Raw genomic sequence first — 20,961 nt, forward strand, 5'->3', positions numbered from 1 at the left:
GGAGAAGGGCGACCGATGGGTCACCCTTTTTCTGCGTCCAATATAAACCTTTCAAAATCATCTTTGTTCAATGGTTTACTGAAGAGGTACCCTTGCATTTGCAGGCAATTTTTTGCTAGTAGAAATTCCTTTTGATAGTCCTGTTCTACCCCTTCTGCGATAACATTAAGATGCAAGCTGCGGGCAAAATTAATAATGGCTTCTGGTATTTCTGAATTTCTCCATTCTACATCGATATTCTGAATGAATGATTTATCAATTTTTAAAGAATCAATGGGTAAATCCTTTAAATAACTTAAGGAAGAGTAACCAGTACCAAAATCATCAATAGAAATGGCTATGCCCATATTTTGAAGGGTCTGCAATGCATGGACAATTTCAGTTGATTTATTTAGGAGTATGCTTTCCGTAATTTCTATTTCAAAATTCTTTGGGTCTAACTTACTGTCAGAAAGAATCTCTTGAACCCGTTTCACCATGTTGTCAGGCTCTTGGAATTGACGAGCTGAGAAATTTACCGATACTGATAGAGGAAATGGAATGGACATGTTCCACCTGCTCACTTGTTGACAGGCTGTCTTCATGACAAATTCCCACAATGGTTGAATAAGGCCCGTATCCTCCGCAATCGGGATAAACAAATCAGGAGACACGAACCCCAATTCTTCGTCATTCCATCTAACCAATGCTTCTGCACCAAACACTTTATTAGAATCCGCTTGGATCTTAGGCTGATAAAACACTTCAATTTTTCCATTCTCTATTACGTGACGCAAACGTGCTTCAAATCTTGGCCTTTTCATATTTGGATTATTAATTTTGTCCGAGTAAGCCATTACCTTATTGCCACCCAGTTTCTTAGCCGCATACATGGCTAAATCTGCATAAATGACCAGGGTATCAATATCCTTTGATTGTTCAGGATAGATACTAATACCACAACTGGCACCAAGGTAGATTTCACTGCCATCAAGAGAATAGGATTTTTTTAAACTGCTTACGATTTTTTCAGCAACAATGAGCGTCTCGGACGTTCCAAAATTCACTAAAAAAATGATAAATTCATCTCCGCCTTGCCTCGTAATTATAGTATTCTCATTTGTAGGCAGGCAGCTTTTAATACGGCTGGCAACAGTCTTCAAAATCTCATCTCCTTTGCTATGTCCAAAGGAGTCATTTACTTGTTTAAACCGATCCAAGTCGATGAATAAAACTGAAATATTCTCACCAGTTTCATTGGCTCGATTAATAAAAGGGGTTAGTTTTTCAAGTACATATCTTCTGTTTAATAAACCTGTTAATGGGTCATGATAGGCCTGATATTCAATAAGCTCTTTACTTTGATTCAAGTCCTTCACATATGTTTGCAAATGCTTAGAAAGAGCATTTACGTTCTCTGTTAACAGCCCTAATTCATCTTTACGATTTAAACGGATGTTTTTTCCGTAATTTCCTTGTGCGATCTCATTCACCTGATCCACTATATAACCAATCGGCTGTGTAATGGAACGTGAAAAGATAAAGCTGATAATCAATACTATGATCATTATGGCAATGGACAAGAGCACGTGTACTAATAATTCATGGCTTAACTCTTGCTGAATCAGCCCATAATTATAGACAAGCCCAATGACATAGGGTTGGTCGTTTTCTGGAAAGACTGGAACAAAGGTTTTCATAACACTTTTTCCCTTTAAACAAACCCGATAAGATTGCACTTGGTTATCTGTAATTGCCTTTTGAACAAATGCTGAATCTGTTTTTACATTACGGTATTTGTAAGATCCATACCAAATCGGTCTGGCAGAGATACGTATATAGCTGTTTCCATTTAAATGAACTACTTCACTCTTTTTTCCAAAGTTTTTAGGGTTAATAACCGATAATTCTAAAACAGCTCGTTCTTTTATAAAGCCTTCAATGATTTTTCCAGGCCCAAATCGTTCCTCGTATTCTAACACTTCATTGTCTCGAAAATAGGGATTGATGATGTAGTTCGTAGACCCATCAAAATAATAGCCCCACTTATCAATGTGATCGGGATCAGAGGAAGCAATTTCTATAGGACCTGACCAATAAAATGGTAAGGTAATTCCTTTACCTACGGAAACAGGTGTTAAGGCGAATAGCTGTCGGAAGGCATCGTACCAATACCCCCAATCCTTTGTAGACATGTTGATTTCTTCAGGATCTGAGGATTTGACGCCAATAATATCATCCGGTGTTTTGGCTAACAAAGTGATATGAGAAACGCCAACTTCTTTAGCTAATGTTATTAACTGTTCATTGCTTATATCTTGATAGTTTGGTGGGAGTTTTTGCTTGATGGCTAATGAGGCAATTCTAAGATCCCTGCCAAGAATATCTTCAACATAAAGCGATCCTTCCTTTGTTTTTTCTACCTGGAAGGAAACCTCTTTGATAATCATTTCGATTTCTTTTTCATTATAGTTTAGCAACTGATTTTTAGATCGTAAAAAATGAAAGGTATTATTGCTAAGTAGAATCAAGAAAACTAAAATACAAAAAAGCAGCGGAATCTTTTTCTTAATGGACAAATATGAACACTCCAATGAGCTAAGCGGTCTCTAGCCTCTATTCTCAGATTAGTGTTTTCAAGCATGTCCTTTTTTATTACGAGCATTTTCCGTATATTATATAAAATATGAGAAAAAGGAAGGATTGGTGGCATATGGATTTTCTTAATAGAGTAGTTGTAGTAACCGGAGCTGCAAATGGAATTGGTCTTGGAGTTGCGTCTGCCTTTGCAGAAAAGGGAGCAAAAGTGGTTATGGCTGATTTGGATTCTGAGCTGGGGAACATGGCTGCTCTTGGACTCAAAAACAAAGGGTCAGAAGTACATTTTATTAAAGCGGATGTAAAATCGGAAAAGGAGATCGTTGATTTATTTGAAACAACTAAAAAGACATTTGGAGCGGTTGATATATTAATTAATAACGCCGGAAAGAGTGTGTTTAAATCTCCCTATAAATTATCGATTGAAGAATGGGATGATATTATCAACACCAACTTGCGAAGTGTTTTCCTTTGCTCAAGGGAAGCAGCTAAATACATGCGAGAGAATGAAGGTGGAGGGTCAATTGTAAACATTGCTTCAACTAGAGCACTAATGTCCGAGCCAAATTCCGAGGCATATGCTGCGACAAAAGGGGGAATTACAGCCCTTACACATGCATTGGCTGCTTCATTTAGCAATGATCGCATCACAGTCAATTCCATTTCACCTGGCTGGATTCACACAGGAGACGAGTCGCAGTTAACAAAACAGGATCATGAGCAGCATTTATCGAAGCGTGTAGGAAGACCAAGTGATATTTCTCGTGCCTGCTTCTATTTGACGGATTCGAAAAATGATTTTGTTACAGGGATTAACTTAGTAGTTGATGGTGGAATGACACGTAAAATGATTTACACGGAGTAAGAATCCTCGATTGGCACTTCTAATTGTTATGTCCAATCTCGTACACTTATGAAACACAATATGGTAAAATAGTGTAAATATTGTGAAAAAGAGAGAGGAGGTCTCATAAATTGAAGCTGCCAATTATTCAAACCAAACTACGTATCCCTGCGGTTAAGGATGAATTCATCAGAAGAGCAAAGTTAACACAGAAACTGAAAAAGATTCCAGAATATCCTTTAACCATCATCCATTCAGGAGCTGGTTTTGGAAAAAGTACGGCACTTGCTTTATTTATGAGAGATGAAGCAATACAAGGGTGTTGGTACTCCATCTCGCCAATGGATGATGATATCCTTCCGTTCCTTTCCTACGTCATTCATTCCATTCGCCGTGTTGTTCCTGATTTTGGGGCCGAGTTATCAAATTACATTGATACAATGGACCGTTATATTCGCAATGAAGAACTAGGCATGTTAAGTTCACTTTTTATAAATGAAGTCCTGTCTATCCCAAATGAAATCACTTTAATATTGGATGACTTTCACCAAATTGAGCATTCTTATACCATCAATAGTTGGATAGAGAGATTAATTGAACACATACCATCCAATCTACATATTGTCATTTCCAGCAGAAGCAGACCAGGATGGAAGCCTTTAACGAAAATGAAGGTATGTGGGCAATTACTAGAAATGACTAGAGAAGACCTGGTTCTCACGATGGAAGAAATGGAACTGCTATTAACCGATCTTTATGGATTAGAGATGGAAGCCGGTCATTTACAAACTATTTATCAGTTAACAGAAGGCTGGGTAATCGCTTTGTGTATGATTGCTCAGCAGATTCCGCTAAAACAAGATATGTCGGATCTTTTTGAACACTCCTCACATTCACTTCAAGATCTATTCCAATACTTAGTGATGGAAGTCTTCTCAAAACAGCCACCGATCATTCAACAGTTTTTAGAACAAACCTCAATCTTTGATGAAATAGAGGAAGGCCTTTGCGATGAGGTGATGGGTCTTCAAGGTGCTTCCGGAATGCTAGAGCAATTGAAAGAAAGAAACCTTTTTATACAAAAAGTAGGGTTAACTCATTACCGTTACCATGCTCTTTTTAAAGAGTTCTTGGAAAATTCCTTTAAAAAAAACAATCCTATTAATTTTGCTGTGCTTCATGAAAGAGCGGCTCGATTTTATGAAAAACGAGAAATGTGGGAAGAAGCACTTCACCATTATAAAAAAATTAATCATTATAAAGCTGTGGCATCCATTCTTCAAGAGAACGGCCTAAAAATGCTTGAAAGCGGCAAATTAGAAAGCCTGTACGATCAGTTGACCGTAATTCCAGAATCCGAAATGAAAGCCTATTATTTTCTTTGGTTTTTAAAAGCAGAAGTGTTCCGTTACCGTTCTCAGTATAAAGAGGCGGAGGAATTCTATGAAAAAACTTTTACAGGTGCTGAGCAAAAGCAGGACAATTTAGGGATGAGCATGGCGTTAGAAGGGAAAGCCAAGATTTATTTAGATACCATTCAACCACAGCAAGCAGAAAAGCTTTTATATGAGGCGATCGCCCACCGGGAGAAATCGAAGAGTACGGCAGAGGAAAAGGGAAAGTTGTATCAATTACTTTCTGAGAATCTATTAAACATAGGTAAAGCCTCTGAAGCAGAAAAATGGATTCAAAAGATGAAAGAATCGATGCTTGACAGCTTAGATGGAAATTTAGAGGCTAGATTATTTTTACGAACCGGTCGTTTTCAACAAGCAAAGAAAGCGCTTAACCTTAAAAAAACAGCTTTAAAAGAAACAAATGCAACCACCCTGCCTCAGGCCCACCGTGAGACTAATCTATTGCTTTCCCTTATTGATGCTTTTACTGGGGAAGGGATAAAAGCAAAGGAGCGGGCTCAAGCAGGCATACAGCAAGGGATCAATCTAAATGCCCCTTTCGTTGAAGCTTGCGGTTGGATTCGTATGGGTCATGCAGTACAAGTATTAAATAAATATGATTCAAATCTAGCGGAAACCTGTTATCAAACAGCGTTAGACATTATGGATCAGCTTCATGTGGATCGGGGCAAAGCAGAACCGCTTATGGGACTGTGTATTTTATACGGAACTAGAGGCGAGCTGGAACGTGCAATAGAGGCAGGTGAAAAGGCTCTTCAGGAAACAGAGAAGGTACATGATGTATGGCTTTCAGCCCTGATTACTCTGTGTATGGGTATTACCTGTATTTATAATGACCGCTTACAAGAGGCTCATCGCTTTTTAGAAAAAACACAATTACTCTTTATGCAATGTGAGGATACCTTTGGACAGATGTTAAGTGCGTTTTGGCTATCCCATGTATTTTATATACAGAAAAGAACCGCAGAGTTTAGGCAAAGGATGGCAGAATTTTTACGTATCTTGCAGATTAATGAGTATGAATTTTTCTTTCATAAGAGATCCGTTTTTAGCCCGAGGGATTTACAAATATGTGTTCCGCTATTATTAGAAGCCTTTAAGGAAGAGATTCGCCAAACGTATGTGGCAAAACTTCTTCAGGATATGGGAATAGCTCCGCTTGGTTCTCATCCTGGTTATTCCATTCGTGTTCAAACGCTTGGTCAGTTTAAGCTTTGGCTTGGTGAAAAAGAGGTGACTGACAAGGAGTGGCAAAGGGAAAAGGCTAAGGAATTGTTTCAATTATTTGTTACAGTAGGTGAGCCAATGGCTAAGGATGAGATCATTCAAATTCTTTGGCCCTATCAGGATAAAAAAAGTGCGGATCGCGATTTCAAAGTGGCATTGAACAGTCTTCAAACCGTTCTAGAACCCGCAAGAAAAGCAAGGGCTGCTCCCTTTTTCATCATTAGGGAAGGAATGTTTTATGGGGTAAACCCACAAGCGGTTATCGAATTGGATACAACGGAATTTCAAGCGTGGATTCAAGACGGATTAAATGAAGCGGACCCGGATCAAGTAGGGTACTTATTAGAAAAGGGATTAACTCTTTACCAGGGAGAATACTTACCAGACCGCCGGTATGATGATTGGTGTATAAGTAAAAGAGAAAGTATGCTTGTATACTTCTTACGAGGTGCCGAAAAGATGGCGCAGGTAATGGTTCGAAGAGAACAATACGATACGGCTATTTACTGGTGTGAAAAAATGCTAGAGCGTGACCGCACCTGGGAAGAAGCCTATCGTTTGTTGATGTATTGTTATTACCGAAAAAACAATCGTCCGCAAGCGATGAAATGGTATCAAAAATGTACAGAAGTGCTAGAGGAAGAACTCGGTGTGTCCCCATTAGAACCGACAAAGCATATGTATAACATGATTATTGAATCACAGAACATAATTAATCCGATTGAGCAGCCTTAACATAAAGGGCTGTTCTTTTTTTGTAACTACTATGTAACTCTCTTCATCTATCCTAAAATCAAAGCTTTGCCAGTTTGTGAATTACAATTTTAAGGGGGAAAAAGAGTGAAGGGGTACAAAGGAAGATGGGCATTATTAGGATTACTTATTTTTATGATGGTTTTTGCCAGTGCGTGCAGCTCCGATAAGTCATCATCAGAGCCGAAGGACAAAGGTGGAGAAAAGACCGAGAGTAAAGAACCAATTAAGATTGGTGTTCTCGCCTCTAAGACGGGGGCTCTAGAAGCTTATGGAAAGCAAACATTACGTGGCTTTGAACTAGGGCTTGATTATGCAACGGAAGGGAAAATGGAAGTTGCCGGACGCAAAATTGAATTCATTGTAGAAGATACGGAAACGAAGCCTGAGGTGGCCGTACAAAAAGCAACGAAACTATTAGAGGAAGACAAAGTCGATTTCCTTGTAGGATCCTCCAGTTCAGCAGATACATTAGCTGTACTTCCGCTGGCTGAAGAAATATCAAAAAGTGATGGTCGTTGAACCAGCAGCAGCTGATAGTATTACAGGTTCAGAGTTTAATAAGTATATTTTCCATTCCGCACGTAACTCTTCTCAGGATGCAGTTGCCGGTGCAGCAGCTATCGCAAAGAAGGGAGTTAAAATTGCTACACTTGCTCCAGATTACGCCTTTGGCCGTGATGGAGTAGCTGCCTTTAAAGAAGCAGCGAAAAAGCTAGGTGCAGAAATCGTTAAAGAAGAATATGCAGATCCTGCTGCTACAGATTTCACTTCTAACATTCAAAAGATTGTAGATGCGAAACCAGATTATCTATTTGTCGTATGGGCTGGTGCTAACTCTCCGTGGAAGCAGCTTTCTGATATGAAGGTTCAAGAAAAAGGAATCAAGATTTCCACTGGCGCACCGGATATTGCAGCACTTTCAACAATGGAACCGCTCATTGGCATGGAAGGATTCACTGTTTACTATCATGACCTGCCAAAAAATAAAATCAATGATTGGCTCGTTTCTGAGCATAAGAAACGTTTTAACGGCGATGTTCCAGATTTATTTACACCAGGTGGTATGAGTGCTGCGATTTCCATTGTGGAAGCATTAAAGAAAACAAATGGAGATGCAGATTCTGCTAAGTTGATTCAAACGATGGAAGGTATGAGTTTTGATACGCCTAAAGGCAAAATGACTTACCGTAAAGAGGATCACCAGGCACTGCAAACCTTATATGCGATTAAATTAGAAAAGAAAGATGGCGTTCCATATCCTGTGCCAGTATTAATCAGAGAATTATCTCCTGAGGAAACAGCACCGCCAATTCGCAACAAGTAAATCTATAACAATTAAGAAGAAACGAGTGTGCTCCATTAATAAACATGACGAGGGTTTGACCGAAATCATCACTGGTCGCCCTCTTCCTTATTTTTAGCAAATAGAGGTGGTGAAACAGATGGCAACTCTGATTGAAACAAAGGATTTATCCATTAGCTTTGGCGGTCATACGGCTGTCGATTCCGTTAGTATTAGCATCCCAGAAAAGCACTTTAAATCCATTATCGGGCCCAATGGCGCAGGGAAAACGACATTTTTTAATCTACTTAGCGGCCAATTAGCACCCACAAAGGGGAGAATCATCTTCCGTGGGAAAGACATCACACGTTACTCCCCAACACATCGTACAAGAGCAGGAATAGGACGTTCCTTCCAAATTACAAACGTATTTCCGAACTTAACTGTTCTAGAAAATGTCAGATTAGCAGTCCAATCTCAAGCAGGCGTCCGCTATCAAATGCTGTTGCATTATAAAAAGTACCGGTCATTCGAAGAGCGGGCATTAGAATGGCTAAAGCTTGTGCTTTTAGATGATAAAAAAGATTCATTAGCTAGTAATCTGGCACACGGAGAAAAACGGAAATTGGAAATTGCCATGCTCCTCGCTCTTGAAACTGAAGTCCTCTTGTTGGATGAACCAACAGCAGGGATGTCACTTGAAGAAGTTCCCGCTATATTAGAAGTGATTAAACGAATTAAGGATCAAGGAGTACGAACCATCATCCTGATTGAACACAAAATGGATATGATTCTCGATTTATCCGATTCGGTTATGGTCCTATTTAATGGCAGGCTCCTTGCTGACGGAACCCCTGAAGAGATTATGAAAAACGAAACTGTTCAGTCTGCATACCTAGGAGGTCATTTCGATGAACGACCTGTTGAAGCTTAATGGCGTAGAAACATTTATTGGCCAATACCATATACTCCAAGGCGTTTCTTTAGAAGTGAAAAAAGGAGAAGTGACCGTCCTTCTTGGAAGAAATGGAGCAGGGAAAACAACCACGTTACGAACGATTATGGGCTTAAATCCTGCGTCTAAGGGAAGCATTGTGTTTAAAGGTGAGTCGATCCAGACACTGCCAACCTATACCATTGCTCAAAAAGGAATTGGTTACGTTCCAGAAGATCAGGGAATCTTCGCCGGTTTAACCGTCGAAGAGAACATGAAAGTGGCTATTCAGAAAGACAACGACGAAACAGCTAAACGAATGGATTATATCCTAAACTTGTTTCCCGACTTAAAGAAATTTTGGAAAAAGCCGGGCGGATTACTAAGCGGTGGACAAAAACAAATGCTTTCCATTGCTAGAGCCTACGTAAATGAAAACGAACTTTTATTAATTGATGAACCGAGTAAGGGGTTAGCACCGATCGTGGTGGAAAAAGTAATGGAGTCCATTTTACAAATGAAAGAACAAACAACCATTGTCTTAGTCGAACAGAATTTTATGATGGCAAGCACGATTGGTGATTGTTTTTACATCATTGATGACGGCAGGTCGGTTAGTCATGGAACGATGAAGCAACTAAAAGAAAATGAAGAGATGAAACGGAAGTACCTAGGAATTGCTTAGGAAGGAGGAAATTCTTCGTGGATTTATTCATGAATTTAGCCTTAAATGGTTTAGCAACAGGGATGCTCATATTTTTATTGGCCGCAGGATTAACGTTAATTTTCGGCTTAATGGATGTTCTGAATTTTGCCCACGGCGGTTTATTTGCCTGGGGAGCCTATAGTGGTCTTTGGATTTATTCTCAAACGGATAGCTTTCTTGTTGGAATATTTGGAGCCATTATCACGGGATTTATACTGGGAATCATCACAGAAAAGTGGATCATCAAACCGGTCTATGGAAATCATGTACAGCAAATATTAATAACGCTGGGGCTTATGCTTGTATTATCTGAGATGTTGAAGGTGATTTGGGGGCCGAATCAGCTGCAAGCTTCTCCACCTGATTATTTAAAGGGAAGCTGGGAGCTTGGCGGCGTCGTGATTATCAAATACCGTGTATTCATTATTTTCGTCGGGTTGCTCATTTTTGCTGGGGTTCAATATTTGCTGAAGAAAACCAAAATCGGCTTGGTTGTAAGAGCGGGTGTTATGAATAAAGAAATGGTTCAGGCACTTGGGATTAACATTCAGCGGGTGTTTATGTTTGTTTTTATGATTGGGGCTGGCATGGCGGCACTTGGCGGTGTCCTGCTTGGACCTTACTCTGGTGTCATTCATGCAGGCATGGGAATGGAATTTGCCATACTTGCCTTCATCGTTGTGGTTATCGGAGGTATGGGCAATTTTAAGGGCTCTGTTTTAGCCGCTATTTTAGTGGGACTTTCCGGCTCTTTCATGGCATATTATGTGCCCGACCTTTCTCTTGCTGTTAATATGCTCCTCATGGCAATCGTATTAATTATTCGGCCTCAGGGCTTATTCGGGGCAAAGGGGTGAATACTTTGAGGTTTATGCAGGGAAATAGAATGACGGCCATGGTGTTAGTCGCAGCAGCTTTTTTGCTCCTTTTGCCTTTTGTATATGAATCTAGAAACTTATTTATTTTATTAACACAAGTGTTTGTATTTTCTATTTTTGCCATGAGTTATGATCTATTACTAGGTTTTACAGGGATTGTCTCATTTGGGCATGCCATGTTTTTTGGAATTGGTGCTTATTCGATAGGGATATTTATGAAACGCTTTGAACCGACTATGCCCTATTTCTTATTGGCAGTCCTGACCACCATTTTATTAACAGCAGTTGTGAGCTTTATTGTAGGGTTATTAACCCTTCGATTAAAAAGTCACTTTTATGCAATGCTCACCCTTTCGTTATCTGGTCTATTTCTTGTTCTAGCGGAAAAATGGCGCACTATGACGTATGGGAATGATGGATTTACCTTTCGTGTACCGGAACAGTTTATTGATCGCACTAATTTCTACCTCCTTTGTCTGATTGTAATGGTTGCCGTGTTTTTGATATTAAAACGCTTCACCAATTCGCCGCTTGGCCGTGTGCTTCAGGCAATACGAGAAAATGAGCAACGGACAGAATCACTAGGCTTCCATATCTTGCATTATAAAATTGCTGCGAGTGTCGTTTCAGGGGTTTTAGCTGGAATAGCCGGCATCTTATATGCCATCTCACTCCGATATGTGAATACAAGCGTATTTTCCATGGATATTACGTTAGATGCCTTATTAATGACCATTATTGGCGGAGTTGGAACCTTAGTTGGAGCAATCATCGGAGCAGGATTAATCGAGTTTGCACATGATTGGCTGACCGAACTGGCAAAAGAGCATTGGATTTTTGAGCGGTGGATCATCTTCTTTGGAATCATTTATATTTTGGTGGTTATGTTTTTTCCAAAAGGAATTGTTGGTACGTTAAGCACCCTTTCTTGGAAGCGTAAAAAACAACCTTCCGTTAAAAAAGAAGAAAAAATGGCTGGGTAGAAGGAGGGAACCAGTGGAAATCAATCAAATTGCTTCCTTCGTCGTTCGTTTTCAACTGGCAGCTGTTGAGAAAGAGTCAGGAAGAAAACATTGGAGAATCAAGGTAACACATGTACAAGAAGAGCGGGAAACCTTATTTGAGTCCATTGAAGATGCCATGGAATTCATGCAAGAAATGGCAGAAGAAACCTAGATGAGTAGGTGATAAGTTTGCAGGTTGGAATATTGAGTACAGGGATTTATTTACCAAAGCAATATATGACAGGGAAAGAGATCGCAGAATTAGCAGGTATCCCGGCTGGCATTGTCGAAGAAAAGATGGGAATAAAGAAGAAGTGTATTCCAGGTCCATCCGATCATACATGTGAAATGGGGATTATTGCAGCAAAACAGGCAATAGCCAAGGTCGGGATCGATCCATTAGAAATTGATCTAGTCATCTATATCGGCGAGGAACATAAGGAGTATCCTCTCTGGACTGCCGGGATTAAACTGCAGGAGGAAGTGGGGGCCTATAATGCTTGGGCTTTTGATGTAGCCTTACGATGTGGAACAACGGTGATGGCATTAAAAGTAGCTAAAAATATGATGATTGCAGATCCTGATATTAAAACGGTCCTTTTGGCAGGCGGGTACCGGAACGTGGATTTCATTGATTACGAGAATCCGAGGACACGGTTTATGTATAATCTCGGAGCGGGTGGAGGAGCCATTCTTCTTAGGAAAGGTCATAACGAAAACCTGGTATTAGAAACGAAAATGATCACAGACGGTTCTTTTTCGGAAGATGTTGTGGTAGTAGCAGGTGGGACAAAGAACCCCATAAGTAAAGAGGCAATAGAAAACCGTCTGAATAAGCTGGATGTCCTTGACCCTGAAGGAATGAAATTACGCTTAGAACAAAAGTCGATGGATTACTTTTTAAAGGTAATCCGCGAATCGGTTCGAAAAAGCGGTTTTAGTGAGAAAGATATTGCCTATTTAGCTATGCTCCACATGAAGAAATCCGCTCATAATTATGTGTTAAAGGAATTAGGTTTGTCTGAAGAGCAATCTATTTATCTCGAAGACTATGGGCATATCGGCCAAATCGATCAAATTCTATCACTTGAACTGGCCTTAGAGGCGGGTAAAGTAAAGGAAGGCGATGTAGTTGTCATGGTCAGTGCAGGAATTGGCTATGCCTGGGGAGCTACAACCATTAAGTGGGGAAAGGGTGAATAGTATGGTGAATGTAACAATGAAAGAAGTGCTGCTGTCAAACGGGGAAACACTTGCCTACCGTGAAAGAGAGGGTGGAGAGACAAAGCTATTGTTAATCCATGGGAATATGACTTCCTCCAAGCATTGGGATCTTGTCTATGAAAATATCGATTCAAAGTATAAGGTCTATGCGGTTGATCTACGCGGATTTGGAAGCTCGACTTATAAAAATTTAGTCATGTCCATTAAAGATTTTTCAGATGATGTGAAGTTGTTTGTCGATGCGCTTAACTTAAGGGATTTTGCGATTGCTGGTTGGTCAACAGGTGGTGCGATTGGGATGCAATTTGTTGCCGATTATCCAGGCTATTGTAATAAACTCATCCTGCTTGCTTCAGCATCTACTAGAGGTTATCCGTATATTGGAAAAATTAGAGATGAAGACGAGCCAAAGAGATTAAGTATGCACGAAGAATTGAAGCGAGATCTTGTTCGAACCATTCCTATTCAAACAGCCTATGACACGAATAATACGGAGTTGCTGAAATTGATTTGGAATTCGGTTATCTATACACATAATCAGCCTGAGACCGAACGCTATGATGAATATGTACAGGATATGCGTACACAGCGTAACCTTGCTGAGGTGTATTATGCTTTAAATACGTTTAATATTAGCCATCATTCTAATGGGTTAGTAGACGGTAATGGAAAAGTAGATGACATTCATGTACCTGTATTGGTGTTGTACGGGGAGCGGGACATGGTGGTTGTACAGGAGATGACGGATGAACTTCTTCATGACTTGGGAGATAAAGCTCAAGCCGTTAAATTAAAAGGTTGCGGTCATTCAGCGTTAGTAGATGATCTTCCGCAATTGTTGACTGAAATGGAACAATTTTTAGATAGCGAGGTAAAAGTATGAGATTAAAAGATAAAGTAGCTATTATCACAGGGGCTGCTGCTGGTATTGGATTGACGGCAGCAGAATTTTTTGCACGAGAAGGTGCAAAAGTGGCTATGGCAGATTTTAATGTGGAACAAGGTGAAGAGCAGGCAAGGGTGTTACGAGAAAAGGGCTATGATGTGGCATTTTTTCAAGTTAATGTTGCGGACCGTGCCAGTGTAGATTCGATGGTTGAAAAAGTACGTGAGGTATATGGAAACATCGATATTCTGATTAACAATGCAGGAATCACAAGAGATGCTATGCTATCAAAGTTGACGGTAGAGGATTTTCAAAAGGTTATCGATGTCAACCTGACAGGTGTATTCCATTGTACACAAGCTGTGTTACCATCAATGATTGAGAAGGGGAAAGGGCGAATTATCAACACTTCTTCTGTTTCTGGTATTTACGGGAATGTTGGACAGACCAATTATGCGGCGACGAAGGCAGGCGTGGTCGGCATGACGAAATCGTGGGCAAAGGAGTTAGGGCGAAAAGGTATTAATGTGAATGCTGTTGCTCCGGGCTTCATCGAGACTGGAATGACGGCAAAGGTTCCAGAAAAAGTATTAAATCAAATGAAGCAAATGGTACCATTGGCTAGACTCGGAAAGCCCGAGGATATTGCCAATGCCTATCTTTTCCTAGCTTCAGATGAATCCAATTATGTAAATGGAACCGTGCTTCATGTAGATGGTGGAATCATGATGTGAGAAAGAAAAGCGTAAGCGCCTTGATCAGCCCCGACAGGCAAATGTTCTTCTGCAAGAAAAGTCCGCCTTTTGACTTTTATTGCAGAAGGTTATTTGACCCGAGGGGCTAGGCGCTGGAGCTGGACAATTCTCGAAGTCGAAATTTTTATTCCCCTATTATTTGAAAAAGCGACCTTGAGGGGTCGTTTTTTTGTAGAAAGGAAATTTGTAGATAAAGTTCAAAAACGTGTAGATATCTACTGAAAGTATGTAGATATCTTATTAAAATGTGTAGATATCTTGTGAAATCATGTAGATATGTTTAGAAAACGTGTAGATATCCTTCGAAAACGTGTCGATAACCATTCTCACCCCACCTAAAACCAAGCTAAATGACAATATGTAACTTCTATGTAACTAGGTAAAAGTAAAATGGTTCCATCTAGTAGTGAAGGAGCGATTGTTCGGTGAGGTGGGAACTGGATTGGCTGGATAATAGAGCTAGATTATCACCAAATAAGATAGCGGTTATCGATGAAAATACAAATAAAACGTGGACATATAAAGAATTAAATAACCGTGCTATTTCTTTAGCAAACTGGCTTCAGAGACGCGGCGCTAAAAAAGGAGATCGGATTGCGTTACTATCTCCCAATCACATCAGTTGTTTGGACTTATTATTTGCCTGCAGTAAAATCGGCGCTATTTTTGTCCCGCTTAATTGGCGGTTATCCATACATGAGTTAAAAGAAATCATACAGGACTGCATCCCGCTCTTCATCGGGATTCATCTTCAATTTGAAGATTTAAGGAATCAATTCGCTTACCTAGGTTCAAGCTGTTTTAATGTAGGAGAGGAAAGCTATGAAAATATCACCTCTTTATCAATAGCAGATAATTGCCCTGAGGACATCATTGAAACGGACCCGTTAGCGATGATTTATACAGGAGGAACTACCGGGAGACCAAAGGGCGTAGTCTTAAGTCATCAATCCATTCTGTGCAACGCCACGAATACCATTATTAGTTGGAACCTGACAGGGGATGATGTCACCATAAACTATTTGCCCATGTTTCATACAGGGGGCTTAAATGCACTAAGCATTCCGATTCTTTTGATTGGAGGAACTGTGGTACTAGGGGACCAGTTTAATGCACAAAAAACGATGGAGTCCATTAATCATTTTCACTGCACCATAATACTGTTGGTGCCAACCATGTATCATATGCTGATCCATACCGATGAATTTCAGAAGAATGATTTTCCGACGATGAAGATCTTTTTATCAGGTGCTGCACCATGTCCCTTACAAATATACGAAGCTTTTCAAAAAAAGAAACTGGCTTTTAAAGAGGGATATGGGTTAACCGAAGCAGGCCCGAATAATTTTTATATTAGTCCAGAAGATGCTCAAGTTAAACGTGGTTCAGTTGGAAAACCAATGCTGTTTAATAAAATCAAACTAATGAAATTAGACGGTCAAGAAGCCGGTGCAAATGAGGTCGGTGAACTTTGCATAAAGGGGAAGCATGCTTTCTCTTATTATTGGAATCATGAACAAGCAACGACTGAAACCTTAAGAGATGGATGGGTACAAACAGGTGATTTAGCAAAAAGGGATGAAGATGGTTTCTTTTATATCGTCGGAAGGAAAAAAGATATGATCATTACCGGTGGTGAGAATGTGTATCCTCTTGAAATTGAGCACTGGCTCGCTGACCATCCAGCTATTGATGAAGTGGCTGTAGTAGGGTTGCCGGATGAAAAATGGGGAGAGAGGGTTGCAGCTTTTCTTGTTCTAAAAGACTCATCGCAATTGGCTGAGGAAGAGCTTAGAGCTTACTGTAAGGCTAAATTAGGAAAATATAAAATTCCTAAGCAGTTTACCATCTTAGAAGAATTGCCTAAAACCCATGTAGGAAAAATAGATAAAAAGGTTTTAAAAGAAATGAGTATGCAGAAGTAAAAGGGAGAACGTGAGCGTTCTCCCTTTATTGCACGAGAAAATATCAAATCGACTTCGAGAATTGTCCAGCTCCAGCGCCTAGCCCCTCGGGACAAATAACCTTCTGCAATAAAAGTCAAAGAGCGACTTTTTTTGCAGAAGAACATTTGCCTGTCGGGGCTGATTAAGGCGCTTACGCTTTTCTTCTTAATCCATTATCTTGTTGGCGAGGTTTAAGGCAGTGTCTGCTACGGTTAAATCAACATGGAGCTGTTTGCTTAAATCGTATGGATGATAAAATTCTCTTTCTATCATAAAATTCGTGATTTTTTCATGCGTGGCAATAGCATCATTCAATTGTACTCTTAAAGCAGCTTTTAATTCTGGAGTAGCTGTTTCTGTAATTGCGACAGCATAATTTCTAATTCCTACCTTAGCTGAGATGAGGAAATCTGTTGCAATGATTTGGTCCGTCAAACCACCCATACCCATTAAGTTTTGTAGTAATTGATTCAACGATCATCCCTCCGATTGGTTAAAAACTGCTGTAATTGCTGAATAGGAAAATGACCCCGCTTGAATTTCTTGCTTCTGGTTTGAAGCTTCATGGTGGAGCGATGGGGGCATTGGTTATTGCGAGTCAAGCGGTTAGAAAAGGTGGAACGATACAAGTAACAGGTGTTTATGGCGGCAGATATAATGCATTTCCTCTTGGTGATATCTTTAATCGGAACGTTGACATCAAAACAGGACAAGCCCCTGTTATTCCTTACATGCCGTTCCTTTACGATATGATCAATCAAGGGAAGGTTGACCCAGGCGATATTATTACCCATGTGCTTCCATTAGAACAAGCGAAGCATGGATATGAGGTCTTTGATACAAGAACGGAAGATTGTATTAAAGTAATAGTAAAACCTTTAAACCGAAAAAAACAAGGCAGGGATGATCCGTGCCTCGTTTATTTTACTAAATCAATTGCCTCCTCAATAAATAGTTTAGAGAGAAGCGATTGTGTTTTATTAATATTGTATACTAGATAGAAATACCGTTCATCTGAAAAACCAGACAGTTCATGCAACTTCAGCATGTTTTTGCTGGAATATTCTTTTGCGACTATCTCTGACATTACCGAAATTCCTACATTTTGAATGACAAATTGTAGAAGGCTTTGTCCGTCCTCTATGTAGGCAATAACATTGATCTGATCTTTTGCTAGCTTATTTTTTTTTAAGAATTTTTCAAAAATGGCATTTGTGCCAGAATAAGAATTACGCAGCACAAAAGGGTGATGTAAGATATCCTGGATATTTACAGGTCCTGTTAGATTCAATTCATTCGAGGTAACTAGGACTAACTTTTCCTTCAATAATGGAATATAGCGAAGCTTATCGTCCTCATATTTCTCGCCTAAAATGCCGAAATCCACCAATCCACTCAGAACTTTTTCAGCCACATTTTTTGAAGAAGATTGATTGATATGAAAACTCACCTCAGGATAGTTCTCTCTAAATCGTTTGACCATTTTGGGTAGCATAAATTGTCCCGGTACTGAACTGGCTGCAATTCGAATCATTCCTCGAAGCTCAGTCATCCCCTGCTTTAGGTCAAGTAGGGCTTGATCTTTAAGTAAAAGCAATTTACGGGCCCATTGATACAAGCGTTCTCCATTAGGTGTCAGGATGCTTTCTCTGCCAACACGATCAAAAAGCTTAATTCCAAGTGTCTTTTCTAACGCTTGAATGTGGGAACTGACAGTGGATTGACTTAAGAAAATATCTTCGGCCGCTTTTGAAAAACTTCTATGTTCGACTACTTTTGAAAAGACATATAATTGGTGTAAATCCAAGAAACTCACTCCGTACTTTTCGATTGATATTAATAGATTTAACAGATGGGTTGAAAAGTATATCTTACCACGAAAATTTAAAAAAGTTCAAAAAACGTACATTGGTCAATCCAATTTCATATTAGTATCATAGAATTATAAGAAATGTTTGATAGTTTATTTCTAGGAGGGACAATATATGGCAAGAGCGATTCAGGAATATTCTTTGGCAGACTTGATGGTAAGAATTGAAGAGATATTCAATGAAAATCCAGGACCCATAAAGGGATTTAACGCTGTGGTTCAATATGATGTTTACGACCAGGAGCCAGCAACCTACCAGCATTTTTTCCAGGATGGAAAATTGACTATTAAGCAAGGAATAGAAGCCTCTCCGGATGTAACCATGGCTTTGTCCTATGATAACTTCAAAAAGTTCCTCCTAGGTAAACAAAGTGGTACCATGGCATTACTAACAGGTAAGGTGAAAGCAAAAGGAGATTTAAGCACGGGTTTTAAGATTGAAAGTATTCTCCGTAAATATAATATTAAAGAGCCGTTATAAGAAAAAGACTGCTGTTATTCCCAGCAGTCTTTTTCTATTAGACAAGTTTAGCCTCTTTTGGGATTGAAAGACATTGTTCTAAAATCCATGTCCATGGGCCATGACCTGATTTGGCATTAATGTGCCCCATATTTTGAAATGTAATTGAGGGCAACTCTAGATTTTCATACTTTTCTCTATGCTGTTCATTACAATATGGATCATTAGAAGAATGGACAAAAAGAGTTTCTTCAGCCAAATTCTCTAGATTTATTTTTACCACTGGTACAGGATAAAAGGACGATGCTTCCGTTAGAGTCATTTCTGGAGAAGGTGGGGCAACCATTATGACTCGATGGGCCATTTGTTTATTATTCATAGCTGCAAAATGCATCCAAAGTATACACCCAAGGCTATGTGTAACGACAATCAACTGTCGATTCTCAGGAATAGAATCAATGGCTGCTGATAATTCCTTCAGCCATACTTTTTTGTCAGGTGTATCATAGTTTGTAAACGTCGGGTAACAAACATGATAGTCTCTTTGTTTTAATTCCTGTGACAACCAGGTTTGCCAGTGATCAGGACCACTTCCTCCTAATCCATGAATAATGAGAAAACTGAATTGGTTCAAGTCATCCCTCTTTTCTTTGTTTACTATTCCGATGTAATAAGTTGGTTTTAACAAAATTATAATGTCTAAATGGAAAAAAGGCAACGAAAGTTTCAACAATTCTTATTTGTTACTTTCAATCATTAAAGAATATTTGCATTTGAAACGATAAACAATCAATATTAATAAATAGTTATGAAGAAAGTAGGGGTATTATTGTTAGACTTTTTATCATTGGGTATTTCCCAATCCTTAGTAGACCAGCTTCGCAGTTTGGGTATCGCAAAGCCCACACCCATCCAAGAACAAGCCATCCCATTTGTAATGAATGGCAGTGATATTATTGCTCAAGCACAAACAGGAACAGGGAAAACATTTGCTTTCATCCTGCCTATTCTTGAGAAGCTGAGGAATGATGTGGATCATATACAAGCGCTTATCGTGACACCAACAAGGGAGTTAGCCCTGCAAATCACGGAAGAAGTGGAAAAACTGATTGCTGATCGTAAAGGTACAGATGTATTAGCTGTCTATGGTGGCCAGGATGTAGCAAAACAGTTGAAAAAATTACGAAGAAACCCTCAAATCGTCGTTGGGACTCCCGGACGTCTATTGGATCATATTAGAAGAGAGACTATCCGCTTGTCAGAGATATCCTATCTAGTTTTAGATGAAGCAGACCAAATGCTGCATATTGGATTCTTGGGAGAGGTGGAGGACATTATCAGGGAGACACCTAAGTCACGTCAGACGATGTTGTTCTCTGCTACAATGCCACCGGAAATTCGCAAATTAGCTAAAAAGCATATGCTTGACCCTGAGTATATTCAAATAGAAAAAACACAGGGACCAGCCGAAAATGTAAAACAAATAGCTATTCATACAACGGATCGGGCAAAACAAGGTACGCTTATCCAATTAGTTGAAACCTATCGCCCCTTTTTAGCGGTTATTTTTTGCCGAACGAAAAGAAGGGTCAGCAAGCTTTATGATGTCTTAAAATCACATAAGTTTTCATGTGATGAACTTCACGGGGACTTATCGCAGGCAAAGAGAGAGCAAGTGATGAAACGATTCAGGGATGCTGAAATACAGTTATTAATCGCAACGGATGTGGCAGCTAGAGGGTTGGATGTAGAAGGAGTGACTCATGTATTCAATTATGACATTCCTCAGGATTCCGAAAGCTACATCCATCGTATCGGCCGAACAGGCAGGGCTGGAATGACTGGATTAGCTCTTACTTTCTACACCACAGATGACCGTCCAACTCTTGAATTAATTGAACAAGAGCTAAACATTACCATTCCAAAACAGAATTTGGGCAATGCCAAAATGGATGAAGATACGAAGAAGGATACAAAAAAGGACAGGACAGGTGAACGAAAAGAACGGCGTGGTGGCCGTGGTGTAAGAGAGGAAAAACCTGCGGAACGAGGGAGACAGGGAACACAAGTAAAAGGAAAGAAATTTAGCACACATCCCAAAGGGGCAAAATCAGGGAGACAAGAAACAAAAAGTGGTCCACCAAGAAATAAAGGAACAAAAGCTGGAGCAACAAGCAAGAAGAAAAGGGGCTGA

17 protein-coding genes and 2 pseudogenes are annotated in these 20,961 nt (G+C 39.7%); 15 read left to right on the forward strand and 4 right to left on the reverse strand.

The window, feature by feature from the left end; genetic code table 11:
• Positions 1 to 20 precede the first annotated feature (20 nt).
• A complete protein-coding gene (locus tag QE429_RS07360) occupies positions 21 to 2,558 on the reverse strand; it encodes a bifunctional diguanylate cyclase/phosphodiesterase (protein WP_307285821.1) in 2,538 nt (845 codons plus the stop codon).
• 134 nt (positions 2,559 to 2,692) lie between these two features.
• On the opposite strand from QE429_RS07360, the gene QE429_RS07365 reads away from it, so the two are divergent.
• The 12 genes and pseudogenes from QE429_RS07365 (at position 2,693) to QE429_RS07420 (ending at position 16,416) form a co-directional block, all read left to right on the forward strand.
• Positions 2,693 to 3,442, forward strand: a complete 750-nt coding sequence (locus QE429_RS07365; protein ID WP_307285824.1) for an SDR family oxidoreductase — start codon at positions 2,693 to 2,695, stop codon at positions 3,440 to 3,442.
• Positions 3,443 to 3,552: 110 nt separating this feature from the next.
• On the forward strand, positions 3,553 to 6,801 hold the full coding sequence (locus tag QE429_RS07370) for a winged helix-turn-helix domain-containing protein (RefSeq protein ID WP_307285827.1): 3,249 nt from the start codon (positions 3,553 to 3,555) through the stop codon (positions 6,799 to 6,801).
• Between the two features lie 153 nt (positions 6,802 to 6,954).
• Positions 6,955 to 8,146: pseudogene (locus QE429_RS07375) on the forward strand (substrate-binding domain-containing protein).
• 118 nt (positions 8,147 to 8,264) lie between these two features.
• Positions 8,265 to 9,038, forward strand: a complete 774-nt coding sequence (locus QE429_RS07380; protein ID WP_307285830.1) for an ABC transporter ATP-binding protein — start codon at positions 8,265 to 8,267, stop codon at positions 9,036 to 9,038.
• Positions 9,016 to 9,723 carry an ABC transporter ATP-binding protein gene (locus QE429_RS07385; protein WP_307285832.1) on the forward strand — a complete coding sequence of 236 codons (708 nt, stop codon included), beginning with the start codon at positions 9,016 to 9,018 and terminating at the stop codon, positions 9,721 to 9,723. Before QE429_RS07380 ends, QE429_RS07385 begins: the two co-directional genes overlap by 23 nt.
• A gap of 17 nt (positions 9,724 to 9,740) precedes the next feature.
• Entirely contained in the window at positions 9,741 to 10,601 is an 861-nt protein-coding gene (locus QE429_RS07390) for a branched-chain amino acid ABC transporter permease (RefSeq protein ID WP_307285835.1), read from the forward strand.
• Positions 10,602 to 10,615: 14 nt separating this feature from the next.
• Positions 10,616 to 11,605 (forward strand): branched-chain amino acid ABC transporter permease, encoded by a 990-nt coding sequence (locus QE429_RS07395; RefSeq protein ID WP_307290742.1) that lies wholly within the window; start codon positions 10,616 to 10,618, stop codon positions 11,603 to 11,605.
• A gap of 13 nt (positions 11,606 to 11,618) precedes the next feature.
• A complete protein-coding gene (locus QE429_RS07400; protein WP_307285839.1) occupies positions 11,619 to 11,798 on the forward strand; it encodes a hypothetical protein in 180 nt (59 codons plus the stop codon).
• A 17-nt stretch (positions 11,799 to 11,815) separates the two neighbouring features.
• Positions 11,816 to 12,829: a 3-oxoacyl-ACP synthase gene (locus QE429_RS07405; RefSeq protein ID WP_307285841.1), complete on the forward strand. Its 1,014-nt coding sequence runs from the start codon at positions 11,816 to 11,818 to the stop codon at positions 12,827 to 12,829.
• A gap of 1 nt (position 12,830) precedes the next feature.
• Complete coding sequence (gene phaZ, locus QE429_RS07410; protein ID WP_307285843.1) at positions 12,831 to 13,733, forward strand: intracellular short-chain-length polyhydroxyalkanoate depolymerase; 903 nt, start codon at positions 12,831 to 12,833, stop codon at positions 13,731 to 13,733.
• Positions 13,730 to 14,470 (forward strand): 3-oxoacyl-ACP reductase FabG, encoded by a 741-nt coding sequence (fabG, locus tag QE429_RS07415; protein ID WP_307285845.1) that lies wholly within the window; start codon positions 13,730 to 13,732, stop codon positions 14,468 to 14,470. Before phaZ ends, fabG begins: the two co-directional genes overlap by 4 nt.
• A gap of 446 nt (positions 14,471 to 14,916) precedes the next feature.
• Positions 14,917 to 16,416: an acyl-CoA synthetase gene (locus tag QE429_RS07420; RefSeq protein ID WP_307285846.1), complete on the forward strand. Its 1,500-nt coding sequence runs from the start codon at positions 14,917 to 14,919 to the stop codon at positions 16,414 to 16,416.
• Between the two features lie 186 nt (positions 16,417 to 16,602).
• Here the strand turns inward: QE429_RS07420 and QE429_RS07425 are convergent, their stop codons facing one another.
• Positions 16,603 to 16,911, reverse strand: coding sequence for a spore coat protein (locus QE429_RS07425; protein WP_307285849.1), 309 nt, complete (start codon positions 16,909 to 16,911; stop codon positions 16,603 to 16,605).
• A 38-nt stretch (positions 16,912 to 16,949) separates the two neighbouring features.
• Here QE429_RS07425 and QE429_RS07430 point away from each other — a divergent pair.
• Positions 16,950 to 17,315, forward strand: a pseudogene (locus QE429_RS07430) (glutathione-dependent formaldehyde dehydrogenase); the annotation flags it as partial.
• 41 nt (positions 17,316 to 17,356) lie between these two features.
• Here the strand turns inward: QE429_RS07430 and QE429_RS07435 are convergent.
• Positions 17,357 to 18,244: a selenium metabolism-associated LysR family transcriptional regulator gene (locus tag QE429_RS07435; protein WP_307285851.1), complete on the reverse strand. Its 888-nt coding sequence runs from the start codon at positions 18,242 to 18,244 to the stop codon at positions 17,357 to 17,359.
• Positions 18,245 to 18,422: 178 nt separating this feature from the next.
• Between QE429_RS07435 and QE429_RS07440 the strand changes: the two genes are divergently transcribed.
• On the forward strand, positions 18,423 to 18,788 hold the full coding sequence (locus QE429_RS07440; RefSeq protein WP_307285853.1) for an SCP2 sterol-binding domain-containing protein: 366 nt from the start codon (positions 18,423 to 18,425) through the stop codon (positions 18,786 to 18,788).
• A 37-nt stretch (positions 18,789 to 18,825) separates the two neighbouring features.
• On the opposite strand, the gene QE429_RS07445 is transcribed toward QE429_RS07440, so the two are convergent.
• Complete coding sequence (locus QE429_RS07445; protein ID WP_307285855.1) at positions 18,826 to 19,401, reverse strand: RBBP9/YdeN family alpha/beta hydrolase; 576 nt, start codon at positions 19,399 to 19,401, stop codon at positions 18,826 to 18,828.
• Positions 19,402 to 19,596: 195 nt separating this feature from the next.
• Between QE429_RS07445 and QE429_RS07450 the strand changes: the two genes are divergently transcribed.
• Entirely contained in the window at positions 19,597 to 20,961 is a 1,365-nt protein-coding gene (locus QE429_RS07450) for a DEAD/DEAH box helicase (RefSeq protein ID WP_307285856.1), read from the forward strand.

Origin of the sequence: Bacillus sp. SORGH_AS_0510 (genome assembly GCF_030818775.1) — a bacterium.
GTDB lineage: Bacteria > Bacillota > Bacilli > Bacillales > Cytobacillaceae > Neobacillus.